Below are 14,864 nucleotides of genomic sequence, written 5' to 3' on the forward strand. Positions count from 1 at the left end.
ACGCAGGAACGGCCCGTGCGGTTCAGTGTCCCGCCCGGCCGACCGCACGGGGTCAGGACGCGGCCTGCTCCTCGGCCTCGGTGAGCGCGCGGGTGAGCAGTGCGACCAGCGCCTCGAGCTGGATGTCGACCGACGAGCCGATCTCCTCGTCGGACCCGTCCAGGGCGACGGCGGCCAGGCCGGCCTTGCTGTCGATGAGCTCGGCGACCCGGGTGTCGATGGTCTGCGAGGCGATGATCCGCCACGCCGTCACCGGCTCCTCCTGCCCGATGCGGTGGACCCGGTCGATCGCCTGGGTCTGCTCGGCGTCGGTCCAGGACAGCTCGGCGAGCACGACGTTGGAGGCGACCTGCAGGTTGACGCCCACGCCGGCGGCCGTCAGCGAGCAGACGATGACCGAGACCTCGGGGTCGTTGACGAACGCGTCGATGTTGCGCTGACGGACCGCGGTCGTCTGGTCCCCACGGATCGACGAGTAACGGATGCCGCGCGCAGCGAAGGTCTGCTCGGCGGTGTCCATGACCTCGATGTGCTTGGCGAAGAACACGACCTTGCCGACGCTGCGTGCGAGCTGGGCGGCGTAGTCGGACGCGAGCCCGGCCTTCGCCCGGCCGATGCGTCGCATCATGCTGAACACGTTCTCACCGCTCGAGGTGTCCATGTCCTCGCGCTCCCACGTCGCGACGCGACGGACGAGCTCGTGGTCGATGCCCTCGACCGTGCGGCCCTCCTTGCGGGTGGCCAGCGCCATCTCGTAGCGTTCGACGAGCCGGCGGGCGAGCTCGCGCTCGGCCTCGCGGATCGAGCGGCCGGCCTCGTCGTCGAGCTCGACCGGCAGGTCGGCGATCCGCCGGGCGGGGATGTCGGCGGCGACGTCGATCTTGCGCCGGCGCACGATGCCCATGTCGACCACCGCGCGGCGGGCGTTGGGGTAGAAGCTCGGGTCGGCGGGCGTGAGGCCGGTGTCCTCGAGGGCGTCCATCAGGGTGCCGAGCGGCTTCTTCTCGTCGATCCAGCCGAGGAACTCCCAGATCGCCTGGAAGTCCTCGATGTCGTTGATCAGCGGCGTGCCGGTCAGCGCCATCAGCAGGGGCCGGGCGTAGCGGCTGCGGATCCGGTCGGAGAGCTGCAGCACGTGCTGGGAGCGTTGGGAGGACTTGTTCTTGATGAAGTGCGCCTCGTCGACGACCATCCCGCGGAAGCCGTGCTGGCCGAGCCAGCCGACGTGGCGGTCGAGCACCTCGTAGTTGATGACCACGATGTCGGCGAAGCCGTCCACGTCCTCGCCGTCGCCGTGGATCACGGTCACGGTCCGGTTGGGCGTCCACAGCCCGACCTCGCGGGCCCAGTTGGTCTTCACGACGTTGGGTACGACGACCAGCAGCGGGTAGGCCTCGGCGGCCTGGGCCGCGAGCAGCGCCTGGGCGGTCTTGCCCAGTCCGGGCTCGTCGGCGAGCAGGAACGTCCGGTGCCCGCTGCCCGCACCGGCGACCAGCTGGGCCTGGTGGTGCATGAGCTCGCGACCGTCCGGCAGCTTGACCGCCGAGATCGGCTCGGGCAGCGGCATGCACGAGATGCCGTTCGCGGCGTACTCGAAGGACCGGAACAGCGGGCCGAGCAGCTCCCACCCGGCCAGGCGGCGGGCGTGGCCGCTGCCCTGCTGGACGGCGGAGAAGTCGGGGACGAGGAAGGGGTTGGAGAGCTGGCGCTGGATCACCGACTGCGGCACGACCCGGCGGTTGGGGGCGGTCACCACGGCCAGCGCCTCGGGCGCCTCGGGCTCCTCCTCCTCGGCCTCGAGGCCCGCGGCCTCGATCATCCGGCGGCGCAGCTCGCGGGCGGCGTCGGAGACCTCGGCCTGCTCGGCGAGCAGCGCGAGCAGGGAGGTCTCCCGGGCGGCGCTCTTGGCCAGGATCGTCGCGATCCCGTCGAGCCGCTTGAGCTGCTCGGCGCGCTGGGCCTCGGTGCTCTCGGCGTCGGCCTTGACCCGGGCCCGCTCCTCGCGCACCAGCAGCGCGACGACCTGGAACTTCGTCCGGGTCGAGGGCGCGACGGCACCGCGTTGCACGGCGGTCTCGACCTCGCGCACGGCGCGGGCGAGCACCGGGATGATGCCTTCGTTGTCGAGCGTGCGGCCGCCGCGGCGCTGGTTGCGTGCCGGTGCACGGCGACCCGCCGACTGGCGCTGGCCCTGTCGAGCCAAGAACCCCTCCTCCGGAGTGTGCCCGGTGTGCAACGACTCTGCGGTGCGGCGAGCTGGTGCGCCCGGGCGACGCGCTTCTCGACCTACTGGTCCACGGATCTGCGCGATCGTTGAGTGCCGGGCTAGACGGCCGGGACTCGGCGCGGAGCACCGGCCCACGACGTGCGGCCGGATCCAGTTGCTTCCGACAACATCGTACACAGCATCCGGCGGGGCGCAGCCATTCCCCCGGATGCGCAGGCGTGCCGGGGTTCGTAGGCTCGGGCCGTGACCACCGCAGCACCGCCGCCGGCGCGCGCCGTCCAGCGCACCTCACTGTTCCCGCCGCAGCACGGCGCGTGGGCGTTCCTCGGTCTCCCGCTGGCGCTCGGGTTCCTGGCCGGCGACCCGGCCTGGGCCTGGCTGCCGCTCGCCTGGGCCTGGGTCGCGGCCTACCCGGCGTCGTACTTCGTGCTCAGCCAGGTGCGCGCGCGTCGGCCCGAGCGGTTCCGGCGCCCCCTGGCGATCTGGGTCGCGGCGTTCGCCCCGGCGGGCGCGGCGGCGGTGGCGCTGCGGCCGTGGCTGCTCTGGGTGGCGCTCGTCTACCTCGCGTCGTTCGCGATCAACCTCGCCTACGCCCGGCGCAACCGCGAGCGCGACGTGGTCAACGACGCGGTGTTCGTCGCGCAGTGCTCGGCCATGGTGGTCGTCACGGCTCTCGTGGGCGACGACCCGGACACCTGGGCACCCGGCAGCCTGCTCGGCGCGGTCTCGGCCCACACCTGGCTGCTGACGCTGGTCTGCGCGCTGGTGCTCCTGGGCTCGACGCTGCACGTGAAGTCGCTGCTGCGCGAGCGCCGTGACCCCCGCTACGCGACCGCGTCGCGGTGGTACGCCGTCGCCGCGGCGCTGGGATCGGTGGCGCTGGCCGTCGCCTGGGGCCTGCCCGGCGGGTGGTTCCTGGTGGTCCCGTTCGTGGTGCTCGCGGCCCGGGCACTGCGCCGCGACTGGTCGGGCATGCGACCCGGCACGATCGGCATGGTCGAGCTGGCCGGCTTCCTCGTGGTGCTCGCGGCCGTGGCATCGGCCGTGGCGGCCACCTGAGCCCGGACCCGGGCTGAGCGACCGCCACGGCCTCCCCCTCGCGCAGCTGCAGGAGTCAGGGCAGCTGCACGTGCCCGTTGCGCATCTTCCAGAGGAAGTACTTCTCGAAACCCAGCTTCATCAGGTGCGCCTGCGGGCCAGGGATCAGCACCCCGTGCTTGCGCGGGGGCAGCATCTTGTCGGCGAGGATGATCACGCCGTTGTTGCCGGCGTCCATCACGCAGACCGCCTTGATGTCGCCGAAGGCCTTGGTCTGCGTGGGCGCCTCCCCCTTGACCTGCGCGGCGATGTTGGCCGCCGCGGTGTGCGCCATCACCTCGGTCGGGAACCCGGTCTTGGGGATCCCCACCGGGGTCGGGGTCTGCCACGGGACGTCGACGGCCGCAGCCACGCCGACCGCGTAGACGTCGTCGTACTTCTCGCTCTGGTAGGTCGGACGCACCTGGACGTAGCCCTTCTCGTCCGCGAGGCCGTCGGACCGGGTGAGGAACTCCTGGCCGAGGAACGGCGGCACCACCATGCCGAACCCGAACGGCAGCCGCTCGCCGCCGGCGAGCACGACGGAGCCCTCGTCGACGTGGTCGATGCCCACGTTCAGGCGGGTCTCGATGCCCTCCTTCTTCAAGAACATGCCGAGCAGCTGCTCGCCGTGCGGGAGTCCCCCGATGCCGAAGTGCCCGAGGAACGGCTCGGAGGTCACGTAGGTCAGCTTGACCTGCTTGCGCAGGCCCGCCTTCTTGAGCTGGTAGGAGGTGTTGAAGAGGAACTCGTACGCTGCGCCGAAGCAGCCGGCGCCCTGGGTGGCGGCGATCACCACGTCCTGGGGGCCTCGGGGTCCGCGGGACGCCTCGAGGTAGCGCTGCCAGGCGACCCCGGTGCGCTCGGCCTCGACGAGGGTCGTGATCGTGTTGGCGTTCTCCGTGAACCCGGGCACCACGTCGCTCTTGTTGCGGTATCCGGTCGCGATCACCAGGTAGTCGTAGTCGAGCTCGCGACCGTCGTCGATGGTGACCTTCTTGCCCACGGGATCGACCCCGGTCGCCGCCGCGTGCACGAACTCGATGCCGTGCGACTCCAGCGTGGGCGCGACCGGGAAGGTGATGTCGGCACGGTCGCGCTTGCCGAACGGCAGCCAGATCAGGCTGGGGTTGAAGAGGAAGTGGTCGCTGGCCGACACGACCGTCACGTCCACGTCGCCCTCGAGCTCGTGACGGACGGCGAGTGCGGCCGTCATCCCTCCGAAGTTGGCGCCGAGCACCAGGACCTTCGCGCGCATCGTCTTCCTCCTCTGGATGTGGGTTCCGTGTCACCAGGTATACCCCCAGGGGTATATGCTGAGCGAGGGTCCAGCGACCCGGCGACCGGGTCTTTGGACCCCCGTCGCCTCGCTGCCGCCCGCCCCAGCACCCCATCGCAAAGGAACCGCAGCTCATGAACCTCGACCGCGCCGTCCTCACCGTCGCCGGAACCGTCACGCTGATCAGCGTCGGGCTCGTCGCCCTGGTCTCGACGTGGTGGCTGCTGCTCACGGCCTTCGTCGGGCTCAACCTGCTGCAGGCGAGCATCACGGGCTTCTGCCCCGCCGCAGTGGTGCTCAGCCGCCTGGGCGTGCCGGTCGGTTGTGCGTTCCGGACTCCGCGCGAGTCTCCCGAGCCCGTCTGACATCCAGGCGACCGCATCCTGCGTCGCTCGCAGGGTGATCCGGGCAACGGCGCTGCCCGCTGGCGCCTCCCCCGCAGGCCCAGTGGTCACCACCGTTGGTTCGTCGGGCGTCCCCGCCACCCAGGCACGCACCTCGCGGCGTTGCCGTCGCTCGACAGACAACCCGGGTATGACCTCGCTCCGGCGCCTGGCGATGCACGCACCTGGACGACGGCTACCCCGGATGAACCAACGGCGGCAACCACTACCGCCGGGCGGTCCGCTCCGTGGACTCGGCCAACCGGGCGAACGCCTCGGCGAAGCCGTCGACGATCTGCTCGTGGTCGGGCACGAGCGCGGCGTCCGCCGCGAGACCCACGAACACCTTGCCGTCGTAGCTGTAGATCGTCAGGCTCATCACCTGGTCGGCGGTCAGCGGGGCCCAGCCCATCATCGCCTGGACCTTCTGGCCACCGACGTAGAGCGGCACCTGGGGACCGGGCACGTTGGTCAGCACCCCGATGGCGCGGTTGGCGAGCAGGTCGATCGTCGCCCGGTAGAGCACGGTGCTCAGCCGCCCGATCGCGGCCTGGATGCTGTAGTCGACGACGGCCTCGTGGCCGTTCTTGATCCGGTTCATCCGCCGGCGTACGACGTCCAGCGCGCGCACCGGGTCCTCGATGTTGGTCGGGAGCTCGAGCTGCACGAGGGCGAAGCTGTTGCCGAGCTCGATCGGCAGCGCCGGGTCGAACGGCTTGAGGTTGACCGGCACGTCCCAGGTCACGCTGTGACAGACGGCCTCGTGCGCCTGCAGGTAGGACCGCAGGGACTGGGCGACGCAGCTGACGAGCACGTCGTTGGCGGTGGCACCGTGGGCGTGCGCCACGGCCTTGACCTCGGGCAGCGGCAGGGGCGCTGACCAGGTGATCGCCTTGCGCTCCCCGACCGTGCCGCTCCACGTGGTCGTGTCGTTGCGGGTGCCGAGCACCAGCTTGCGGGCGGTGTCGACGTCGCCGGGCAGCGCCGAGACGAGCGGCAACGCGCCGATGCGACCCAGCACCGACTCCGACAGCGTCAGCGCGCTGTGCGCGGCGCCGATGGGGTTGGTCATCGCGCTGCGGGCGACCTGCAGCGAGGTCGCGGCCGCGGAGATGGCGCGCTCGGTCAGCGTCGCCTCGGCCGGCTCGACCACGGCGACCTCGGAGGTTGCGCGCGACCCCGTCCGGGCCCGGTGGGTGCCACCGTGGGGGCTGGTGTCGAAGATGCGCAGCACGAGCTGCACCATCCGGATGCCGTCGGCGATCGAGTGGTGGGTCCGGAAGATCACGGCGCTGCCACCGTGGAAACCGTCGACCAGCATTGCCCGCCACAGCGGCTCGCCGCGGTCGAGCGGGAGCACCCGCTGCTGCGCGATCAGCTCCTGCAGCTCGGCGTCACCGCCGGGCGCCGGCAGCACCACGTGCTCGAAGCGGTCGTCGAGGTCGGCGTCGGGGGCCTCCTCCCACCACAGGGCGCCGGACTCGTCGCGGGCGACCACGCTGCGGACGACGGCGTACCTGTCCCAGAACCGCTCCTTCATCAGGGCGCGGTAGTGGTCCCAGTCGATCGGCGTCTCGGTCCAGAAGAGGCTGTCGACGACCATGAGGTTGCCGGGCTTGTCCATCTCCAACCAGAGCGCGTCCTGTCCGCTCAGCCGCTGTCGTCCACCCATGACACCCTCACTATGGTTACCGTCCGGTAGGCCTCATCGTCGCCCGCGTCCACGCCCGCGGGCAGGGACGAACGTCACCCGCGGGAGCGCCGACCGGCACGTCCGGCAGAGGGCCCGTCCAGGGCCGCCCGAGCGGCGATCGCCCGGTCGCGGATCTCGGCGATGTCCTCGGCCGAGTAGACGCCGTTGACCCCCGAGATCGTCGCGAGCTTCATGCCGTGCTTGAGGCCCAGCTTGTAGATCTCCTTGACCTTCGCCCACTCGATGTTCCGCCCGACCGTGAACGTCTCGTAGCGGCCCTCGAGGGCGAGCACGACGGTCTCGGCGAGGCAGGCGTAGGCGACGTTCGGGGGAAGCCCGATGTTCTTCATCCGCACGTCGCCGGGCAGCTCGATCTCGCCCGACTCGACGACGAGCACGTCGGGCCGCCGGGCCACGTCCTCGGCCGAGAGGTCCAGCGGGCGGGCCACGTCGGTGATCACGCAGCCGGGCTTGACCGCCATGATGTCGAGCACGCGCTTGCCCGCCCCGGAGGTGGCGGTCACGATCAGGTCCATCTCCCCCAGGTGCCCGTCGGGAGTCGCGGCGACGTGGACCTTCGCCCGCGGGTTCTCGCGCTGGATGTCCTGCTTGAGCGCCAACAGCTTCGCGGACTCCGGCGACACCAGCCACAGCTCGGCGCTCGCGAGCGCGAGCAGCCGGGCACACACGGAGCCGATCGCCCCGGTCGCGCCGACGACCATCGCCTTGCCCTTGATGTGGCCTTCGTCGTCGACGGGCGCCAGTCCGAGCTGCACGAGCGCCTCGTGGGCGGCCCAGAGCGCGCCCGCGGCGCTGTAGCTGTTGCCGGTCGTGACCGGCAGCGGCGCCTTCTTCGCGACGGTGACGCCGGCGTCGCCGACCACCTTGGTGAACGCCCCCAGGCCCATGATCTGCGCACCCAGCTTGCGGGCCGTCTCGGCTGCGGCGAGCAGCCGCGCGTAGGTGAACTCCGGGCTGTGCGCCATGAGCTCCTTCGGCGTACCGCCCACGGAGATCAGCCAGCCCTCCGCCTCGGCGCCGGTCGGCGAGGTGATGCCGGTGACGTGGCTGTAGGTGAACGGCGGGGCGTACGCGACCGCCTTCTCCACCGCGTCCATCACCACACCCGGTGCCACCTTCGAGATCGTGCGAAGCGGCTCGATCTTGGAGAAGTACTGCTGCGAGAGCGGGTGGATCACGAACGCGAACCGGCTCTTGCGCCGGAACCCGTTGGGGTAGAGCACCCGCGGCTCGAAGCCCGCGGCGACGATCATCTCGAGCAGGTCGTCGTTGGTCAGCCGCCCCGACGCGTGCACGGTCGCGAGCATCAACGCCTCGAGCACCGCGGCGCTGACGGTGACCGCGAACGGCTGGGGTGTCACGTCGACCACCATGTCCACGCCACGGTCGCCGAGGTCGGCGAGCCGCTCCTCGGAGATCGACATGGTGATCAGGGTCTTGCCGGCCAGGTCCTCCAGGCCGAAGCCGTCGAGCTCTTCGTACGTCGCGACCACCACGTCGCAGTCGCGTGCCGCCCGCCGGGCGAGCGCGTGGCTGACCAGCTGGCCAGGTGCCTGCAGCTGTGACTGCACCAGGCCGGGCAGCAGGCCGAGCGATGCCCGGCCCACGTCGGCCGCGACGGCCAGCAGCGGGTTGGCGTCGAGGCGCGCCGGGAGGTCGACGCGCAGCAGCGGGTCGGCGAACTCCAGATTGGCCGTGTACTCGCGCAGGATCCGCACGGTCGGGCCGTGGTTGGACCCACCGAGCACGACCGTCCGGGCGTTGTCGAAGTAGCCCGGCATCTCGGTCTGCACGCGCCGGACCGCCCACTCCTGGAGCACGCCCAGCAGGGCCCGGCCGTCGGTGACCGGCACGGCGTCCGTGGCCCGGGTGATCTGCTCGATCGCGCCCGGGTCGCCGTCGTACAGGCCACTGGCCTTGGCCTCGCGCAGGCCGCTGACCGCGATCGCGGCGGCGTGCGGCGCCATCGTCCGCACGAGCTCCTCGGCAGCGGCGACGTCGCCGTCCGTGCCCATCCGGCGCACCCGGAAGGGGCGGTTGAGGAACGTGACGGTCTCGTCGTAGTCGCGCTCACGTCCGGTGAGGCTGACGTTCACGATCAGCGGTACGGCGGTCCTGGCCATGGTGGTCCTCCCTCAGACCATCGCCGCGGCGTCGATCTCCGGGTGCTCGACCATGTAGTCGAGGAGCCGGTCCGCGTAGGTCTCGAACGCCGGACAGGCGACGCCGGTGCCCTCGAGGTCCGCGGTCGTGTGCGAGGTGTCGTACGTCGTCGGCGAGGCGAAGTAGTCCAGCGACTCGGCGGGGATGCCGAGCAGCCGCTCGATGCCGGGCAGCGAGACCAGCGCACGCGTGGGGCGCAGGGGCAGCGGCACCCACACCAGCTTGCGGCCCAGGTGGCGAGCGAACGTGGTGACCAGCTCGCGGACCGTGGGCGGGCGGGGGTCGGTGAGTGCGTAGGTGCGGCCGACCGAGCGGTCGAGCACGGAAAGCGCGTCCATCGCGCCGATGACGAAGTCGCGAGGCACCAGGCAGAACCGCACGGTGTCGGCGTCGCCGACCGCGGGCACGACGGCCAGCTTCGGCTGGCGGCGCATGAACGCGGCGAGGAAGTAGGGGCCGTCATACTTCTGCGTCACACCGGTGCGGGAGTCGCCGACGACGATGCCGGGCCGGTAGACGGTGGCCCGCAGGCCCTGGCCGATGGCCCGGCGTACGAGCACCTCGGCCTCGAACTTCGTGGACTCGTAGTGGTTGCGGAACTCCTGGCCGGTGTCGAGGTCGTCCTCGGTGAAGCGGCCCTCGTGCCGTCCGCTGACGTAGCAGGTGCTGACGTACTGCAGCCGGTCGAAGCGCTCCCGCGACCGGCAGAAGTCGAGCACCCGTGCCGTCCCGTCGACGTTGACCCGCCGGGCCACGGCCTCGGGAACCGTGAGGTCGTAGACGGCAGCGAGGTGCCACACCTCGGTGACGTCGGCGAGGTCCGCCAGCACCTCGGCGGCCAGGCCGAGGTCCGGAGCAGTGATGTCGCCCTCGACGAGGTCCACCCGACCGCTCACGTGCGGGTGCTCGAACTCGATCTGGGCCAGGCGCTCGCGCGCCTCCTCCAGGTGCTGGGGCTGCACCAGGCAGGCCGCCCGCACCCCGTCGCGCCGGGCCAGCACCCGCGGCAGCAGGGCCGACCCGAGGAATCCGGGGAACCCGGTCATCAACAGTGTCGTCGTCACGTACTGGACGGTAGCTTTTGTCCGCAGCGCCTGCCTGAGGCGTTCGGCCGCAGCTTCGGGACCTTTGGCCGAGGCGCACGAGCCGACTCCGGACCGCGACGAAGTCGGACCGATTCCGGCCGTATTGCCATCGCCGGCCGCCCCCGAATCACCCACCTGGGTGGTGTCGCCGCTTCCGGGCGGGGTACCAAGCGAGCGTCGTGAACAGCCGCGACTCCGCTCTGGCAGGGCAGCAGCGCCATCGCAGAATCGAGCAGGATGATGAACGAAGACCACGTAATTGGCGAGTTGGCGAATCGGCAGGGCCCCTCGAACCCAGGACACCACGTACGCCGTGTGGACACCCCGTCGCTCTGGTACCTCGTCGTCGCCCGGATGCGTTGCCGCGTGGCCCAGCAGCTCACCGTGATCAGCACCGGCTCCGCCCCGCGCCTGCAGAGCGGTCCTGATGGACACCCCTCCCGGGGCCGTCCGTTCGGAGATGATCGTCGAGCAGCTTGAGGAGCGGCTCGTCCACGCGCCGAGTCCGAGCATCGAGACCCGGTCCGGGTCCGCGACTCGGCGCGACGACGGTGACGACGGGCTCGACCTCTCCGAACCGCCCGACTAGGACGCCGAGGGTTGCCGCCCGGCGACGCGGATACCGGAGCGCATGCACCGCACGTTGGAGTTCATCGGCACGGCCACCACCCTCCTGCGGCTGGGGCCGTTCACGATCCTGACCGACCCCAACTTCCTCCATCGGGGACAGCACGCCTACCTGGGCAAGGGCCTGTTCAGCCGCCGGCTGACCGAGCCCTCCCGGCAGCCGGCCGATCTCCCGAGGCTGGACGCCGTCGTCCTCTCGCACCTCCACGGCGACCACTTCGACCGGTTGGCACGCCAGCAGCTCGACCGCGACCTCCCGGTGCTGAGCACGCCCAGCGCGGCTCGGCGCCTGGATCGATGGGGGTTCGGCCACGCCGCGGGGCTCGCGCCGTGGGAGCAGACCGCGCTGGCGGCCGAGGGGCACCGGCTGACCATCACGGCGGTTCCCGGGCGCCACGCACCGGGCATCGCCCAGGCCCTGCTGCCGCCGGTGATGGGTTCGGTGTTGGAGCTGCACAGCCCGGGCGCGAGCGAGCCCTTCCGTCTCTACATCACCGGCGACACCCTCTACCGACCCTGGCTGCGTGACGTCCGCGACCGCACCGGCCCGATCGACGCGATGCTCGTCCACCTCGGCGGCACACGCATCCTGGGCATGACGGTGACCATGGACGCACACCAGGGCGTCCGACTCGTCGACCTGCTCAGACCTGCGATCACCGTGCCCGTCCACCACAACGACTACCGGGTCTTCCGCTCACCGCTCGAGGACTTCCTCCAGGAATGCCGAGAGCGGTCGGCGCCCACCACCGTGCGGCCGGTCGCCCAGGGGGACACCGTGCCCCTCGACTGAGCGGGATCCCGGAGAGGCGATTGCGGCACGGACCGCGGGGTACCGCTGCCCCACGAGACCTGAGCACACAGAACGGGGTGACGGATCGTGATGACCGCACTGGTGATCACCGCGGCGCTGGCGGCCGCCTTCCTGGTGGTCAACTTCTGGGTGCCGCGCCGGCGCCCCTGACTGCTCGACCCGCCCCGTCCCCGTTCGTTCCCTCCGGGCCCCGCGCGGCGATCACCCGCGACGCGTGCGGTCACGGCTCGGCCGCGATCGCACCGACCTGGGGCACCAGGCACTCGACCTGCAGGTCGTCGCCGCACCCTGGCGGCCGTCGGGTATGCGGCCCAGCGTGCTGGACGGCGCGGTCCGCTGACTCCAGATGGTGCACCTCACGTGCATCGTTCCGCACTTCTGCGGCAGAAGCCGTGCCGACTGGCTAGCGTGGAAAGAACAGGGCGAGCGCCCTGAGGAAGCCGTCGCCGACATGGTCCACCTGCGTCGCAAGCCCGAGTCCGGGCCGCAGCTCACCCCCTGGGGGTTCTACGCCGTCACCCCGGCGAAGCGACGCCGCGACCCGCTCCAGGCGATCGCCCTCGGCACGGTGCTCGCGTTGGTGCTGACCGTCGGCGGTTGCCTCGCGGCGGTCGGCCACGTCGCCTACGAGTACAGCGGCGCCTACGAGGTCGCGACCTCTCCCGCATCGGTCACCTCGCAGGAGGTCCGGACCGGCAAGGCCTTCCTGCTGGCGGGATTCCGGGCGGCCCGAGGATGGACGGTCGGCGAGGAGACCCTCGGCGGGCCGACGATCGAGGGGTTGCGCGTCACCAACACCGGGGACCACACGGCGGACCTGCGCTACGCGTTCACGTTCCGCCGAGGCAGCACGTGGCTCGCTGAGGTCGACTGCTCCTGCCCGTCGGTCGACCCGGGCCAGACCCTGCCCATGATGTGCTTCTCGACGACCGCACGGCTGCCGCTCGGATACGACACCGTGATGGTCGCCGACAGCTTCTAGGGACGCGGCCCGACGAGCTCGGGTGACGCACAGGAGGCGCACACGCACGCCGCACTCCCCCCACAACCCCGGCAGTTCGACTGGGCATCACCCAACCGTGATCGTCCCGGACAGGATCACCAGGCCGTCCTTGCTGGTGATGCCGTCGTTGCTCGCGCCGGTGACCGTGAGCGGCCCGGTGCCGCCGATGGTCAGGTCGGCCATCGAGAACAGCGTCGCGGTCCGGTGCGGGGAGTCGCGAACGTGCCGGGTCTCGAGCGCGACGCCCCCGGGCCGACGCACCCCGAGCCGCGAGGCCCCGCCGCGAGCCGTGGAAGAAGGTCCCGGTGGCGAGCTCCGCGTCGGGCTGGTCGGTCCACATGCCCATCGACGATCCCGACGGGCGCGGCCCGCTGGGGCGCACCAGCGCGGTCCTCGGAGCCGGACCCTAGGTCACGTCCGGGCGTCGGAGCAGGAACGGCAGTCCGGCGCGGCGCAGCAGCGGGCGGTCGACGTACGACATGCCGACCAGCGACCCGTCGGGCGCCACGCGCAGCTCGTCGCGGACCCAGCGCCACGGCCGGGGCCCGTCGACCGGATAGGTGACGACCACCGCGGGCAGCCCGTCGGCCACGCCGGTCCCGAGCACGGCGCGCATGGGCAGCCGCTCCTCGAGGGAGCCCGACCCGTCGCGGCTCCGGACGAGGTTGACCCCGGTCAGCTCGCCCGGGCCGGCAGCGACGAACCGCTTGCCGTGCCAGCGCGGGAGGCCGACCAGTCCGAGCCCGACGGGGGCGACCTGCCGCAGGGGCGCCACGAACTCGGCGCGCAGCGTGCCGGACACGTCGTCGAGGCGCGGTGCGGGGAGGTCCGACCACGCGCGGACCAGCGCGAGCACGCCACTCATCGGGTGCGCGCCACGATCGGTGCCCGGCGTACGGCGTCCTCGGGCGCGTCGGGGAACAGCGCGGCGAAGCGCTCGGCCAGCGCCGTGATCGTCAGCGACGGGTTCACTCCGAGGTTCGCCGGGATCGTGCTGGCGTCGGCGACGTAGAGGCCGGGATGGCCGAACACCTCGTGCGAGGTGTCCACGACCCCGTCGTCCGGGGAGGCGCCCATCACCGCACCGCCCAGGATGTGCGCGGTCACCGACAGTCCGCCGACGGTCTCGCCCAGCAGGTTCAGCGGGGTGCCGCCCGAGGACTCGGCGAAGGCGCGGGTGACCTGGTTGGCCACCGGCAGGTAGCTGGGCGCCTGGCGTCCCGGCACCGCGCGTGAGCGCAGCACCCGGCGCCAGGGCCGGAGCGGGGACCGCCGGCGCTCGAAGGCCAGCTCGTTGTCGAGGTGCTGCATGACGGTGAGCACCGTCAGCCGGCGCTCGAAGCCGCGCGCCGCCATCGCGCGGACCTGTGCCACCGGCGAGAGCGCGAGCCGGCCGAGGGTGCGCGCGGCGCGGCCCCACCGGCGCTCCCCGTCCACGATCGGCCCGACCTGGAGCCGCATGTGCCACCCGCCGACGAACCGGTTCTGGGTCACGTGGGTGTCGGGGTCGGGGTAGAAGTCGCTGGTGATCGTCGGGCCCCGCGACAGGTCCTCCCCCGGCGGCTGGAGCACCGCGGTGAGCGCCTCGCTGTTGGTGCGCACGCGCCGGCCGAGCATCGGCGAGACGTGCGGCAGCGTGCCCAGCTCGTCGCGGCACCGGAACAGCAGGTCGAGCGTCCCGAGCACGCCGCCCGCCAGCACCACGCGACGGGCCCGGAGCGGGGACATCGACGCACGCCGCCAGGGGTGGGCGACCGAGACCTCGTAGCCGCCACCGGCCAGCGGGCGGATCGCCGTCACCTCGTGCTCGGCGCGCACCTCGGCGCCGTACCGCTCGGCGAGGTGGAGGTAGTTGCGGGTGAGCTGGTTCTTGGCGCCGTACGGACAGCCGAGCAGGCACTCGCCGCAGAGCCGGCACCCGGTCCGGGGCGGACCCTCGCCGCCGAAGAACGGGTCCGGCTCGGTGACACCCTCGCGACCGAAGTGGATGGCGACCGGCACCGGTCCGTACGTCGCGCCCGCGCCGACGTGCTCGGCCGCGGCCCGGAGGTGGTCGTCCATCGGCCCCCGGTGCGGCGTGACGACGCGTCCCAGCATGCCGGCGGCCCGGTCCAGGTGCGGCCGGAGCTCGGCGCGCCAGTCGGCATGCAGGTGCGACCACGCGGGATCGGCGTAGAAGCCGTCACGCGGCTCGAGCAGCACCCCGGCCCACACGGTGGAGCCGCCGCCGACGCCGGTCGCGCCGATGATCGCGACGTGCCGGAAGATCCGCTGCCAGAAGAACCCGCGCAGGCCGGCCCCCGGCTGCCAGAGGTAGGCGCGCGGGTCCCGCCGGGCGCGGACCAGGTCCTCGTCGCGGAGTCGGCGACCCTTCTCGAGCACCAGGACGCGGTGGCCGGCCTCGGTCAGGCGCAGCGCCGTGACCGCTCCGCCGAAGCCACTGCCCACCACGACCACGTCAGCGTCGAACTCCGGCATGACCGTAACAGTAG

The 14,864-nt window shown here is 72.0% G+C and carries 13 protein-coding genes; 5 read left to right on the forward strand and 8 right to left on the reverse strand.

Features of this window, described 5'->3' with window-relative positions:
- Positions 1 to 52: 52 nt before the first annotated feature.
- Positions 53 to 2,203, reverse strand: a complete 2,151-nt coding sequence (locus tag AC3ANS_RS15425) for a DEAD/DEAH box helicase (protein ID WP_488292462.1) — start codon at positions 2,201 to 2,203, stop codon at positions 53 to 55.
- Positions 2,204 to 2,470: 267 nt separating this feature from the next.
- On the opposite strand from AC3ANS_RS15425, the gene AC3ANS_RS15430 reads away from it, so the two are divergent.
- On the forward strand, positions 2,471 to 3,286 hold the full coding sequence (locus AC3ANS_RS15430; RefSeq protein WP_488292463.1) for a YwiC-like family protein: 816 nt from the start codon (positions 2,471 to 2,473) through the stop codon (positions 3,284 to 3,286).
- A gap of 55 nt (positions 3,287 to 3,341) precedes the next feature.
- On the opposite strand, the gene AC3ANS_RS15435 is transcribed toward AC3ANS_RS15430, so the two are convergent.
- Entirely contained in the window at positions 3,342 to 4,562 is a 1,221-nt protein-coding gene (locus AC3ANS_RS15435; RefSeq protein WP_488292464.1) for an NAD(P)/FAD-dependent oxidoreductase, read from the reverse strand.
- A 155-nt stretch (positions 4,563 to 4,717) separates the two neighbouring features.
- On the opposite strand from AC3ANS_RS15435, the gene AC3ANS_RS15440 reads away from it, so the two are divergent.
- On the forward strand, positions 4,718 to 4,948 hold the full coding sequence (locus tag AC3ANS_RS15440) for a YgaP family membrane protein (RefSeq protein WP_488292465.1): 231 nt from the start codon (positions 4,718 to 4,720) through the stop codon (positions 4,946 to 4,948).
- Positions 4,949 to 5,192: 244 nt separating this feature from the next.
- Here the strand turns inward: AC3ANS_RS15440 and AC3ANS_RS15445 are convergent, their stop codons facing one another.
- The 3 genes from AC3ANS_RS15445 to AC3ANS_RS15455 all read right to left on the reverse strand — a co-directional run bounded on the left by AC3ANS_RS15445 (position 5,193) and on the right by AC3ANS_RS15455 (position 9,907).
- On the reverse strand, positions 5,193 to 6,638 hold the full coding sequence (locus tag AC3ANS_RS15445) for a WS/DGAT domain-containing protein (protein WP_488292466.1): 1,446 nt from the start codon (positions 6,636 to 6,638) through the stop codon (positions 5,193 to 5,195).
- Positions 6,639 to 6,712: 74 nt separating this feature from the next.
- Entirely contained in the window at positions 6,713 to 8,803 is a 2,091-nt protein-coding gene (locus AC3ANS_RS15450; RefSeq protein WP_488292467.1) for a dehydrogenase, read from the reverse strand.
- A gap of 12 nt (positions 8,804 to 8,815) precedes the next feature.
- On the reverse strand, positions 8,816 to 9,907 hold the full coding sequence (locus tag AC3ANS_RS15455) for an SDR family oxidoreductase (RefSeq protein ID WP_488292468.1): 1,092 nt from the start codon (positions 9,905 to 9,907) through the stop codon (positions 8,816 to 8,818).
- 448 nt (positions 9,908 to 10,355) lie between these two features.
- On the opposite strand from AC3ANS_RS15455, the gene AC3ANS_RS15460 reads away from it, so the two are divergent.
- From AC3ANS_RS15460 to AC3ANS_RS15470, 3 genes are all read left to right on the forward strand, one after another.
- The gene (locus tag AC3ANS_RS15460) at positions 10,356 to 10,517 is read left to right on the forward strand and encodes a hypothetical protein (RefSeq protein WP_488292469.1); all 162 of its coding nucleotides are present in this window, start codon (positions 10,356 to 10,358) and stop codon (positions 10,515 to 10,517) included.
- A 42-nt stretch (positions 10,518 to 10,559) separates the two neighbouring features.
- Positions 10,560 to 11,348 carry an MBL fold metallo-hydrolase gene (locus AC3ANS_RS15465; RefSeq protein WP_488292470.1) on the forward strand — a complete coding sequence of 263 codons (789 nt, stop codon included), beginning with the start codon at positions 10,560 to 10,562 and terminating at the stop codon, positions 11,346 to 11,348.
- A gap of 472 nt (positions 11,349 to 11,820) precedes the next feature.
- Positions 11,821 to 12,351: a hypothetical protein gene (locus tag AC3ANS_RS15470; RefSeq protein WP_488292471.1), complete on the forward strand. Its 531-nt coding sequence runs from the start codon at positions 11,821 to 11,823 to the stop codon at positions 12,349 to 12,351.
- Between the two features lie 87 nt (positions 12,352 to 12,438).
- On the opposite strand, the gene AC3ANS_RS15475 is transcribed toward AC3ANS_RS15470, so the two are convergent.
- From AC3ANS_RS15475 to AC3ANS_RS15485, 3 genes are all read right to left on the reverse strand, one after another.
- On the reverse strand, positions 12,439 to 12,633 hold the full coding sequence (locus AC3ANS_RS15475) for a carbohydrate-binding domain-containing protein (RefSeq protein WP_488292472.1): 195 nt from the start codon (positions 12,631 to 12,633) through the stop codon (positions 12,439 to 12,441).
- Between the two features lie 145 nt (positions 12,634 to 12,778).
- Positions 12,779 to 13,237, reverse strand: a complete 459-nt coding sequence (locus AC3ANS_RS15480) for a hypothetical protein (protein WP_488292473.1) — start codon at positions 13,235 to 13,237, stop codon at positions 12,779 to 12,781.
- Positions 13,234 to 14,850, reverse strand: coding sequence for a GMC oxidoreductase (locus AC3ANS_RS15485; RefSeq protein WP_488292474.1), 1,617 nt, complete (start codon positions 14,848 to 14,850; stop codon positions 13,234 to 13,236). Before AC3ANS_RS15485 ends, AC3ANS_RS15480 begins: the two co-directional genes overlap by 4 nt.
- Between the last annotated feature and the right edge of the window lie 14 nt (positions 14,851 to 14,864).

Source organism: Nocardia sp. 149-1B, assembly GCF_057747975.1.

Excerpts from the sequence above, each read along its gene's own strand:
- AC3ANS_RS15435 (WP_488292464.1), bottom strand. The coding sequence starts at position 4,562 with ATGCGCGCGAAGGTCCTGGTGCTCGGCGCCAACTTCGGAGGGATGACG.
- AC3ANS_RS15485 (WP_488292474.1), bottom strand. The coding sequence starts at position 14,850 with ATGCCGGAGTTCGACGCTGACGTGGTCGTGGTGGGCAGTGGCTTCGGC.
- AC3ANS_RS15460 (WP_488292469.1), top strand. The coding sequence starts at position 10,356 with ATGGACACCCCTCCCGGGGCCGTCCGTTCGGAGATGATCGTCGAGCAG.
- AC3ANS_RS15445 (WP_488292466.1), bottom strand. The coding sequence starts at position 6,638 with ATGGGTGGACGACAGCGGCTGAGCGGACAGGACGCGCTCTGGTTGGAG.
- AC3ANS_RS15440 (WP_488292465.1), top strand. The coding sequence starts at position 4,718 with ATGAACCTCGACCGCGCCGTCCTCACCGTCGCCGGAACCGTCACGCTG.
- AC3ANS_RS15470 (WP_488292471.1), top strand. The coding sequence starts at position 11,821 with ATGGTCCACCTGCGTCGCAAGCCCGAGTCCGGGCCGCAGCTCACCCCC.
- AC3ANS_RS15465 (WP_488292470.1), top strand. The coding sequence starts at position 10,560 with ATGCACCGCACGTTGGAGTTCATCGGCACGGCCACCACCCTCCTGCGG.
- AC3ANS_RS15480 (WP_488292473.1), bottom strand. The coding sequence starts at position 13,237 with ATGAGTGGCGTGCTCGCGCTGGTCCGCGCGTGGTCGGACCTCCCCGCA.
- AC3ANS_RS15450 (WP_488292467.1), bottom strand. The coding sequence starts at position 8,803 with ATGGCCAGGACCGCCGTACCGCTGATCGTGAACGTCAGCCTCACCGGA.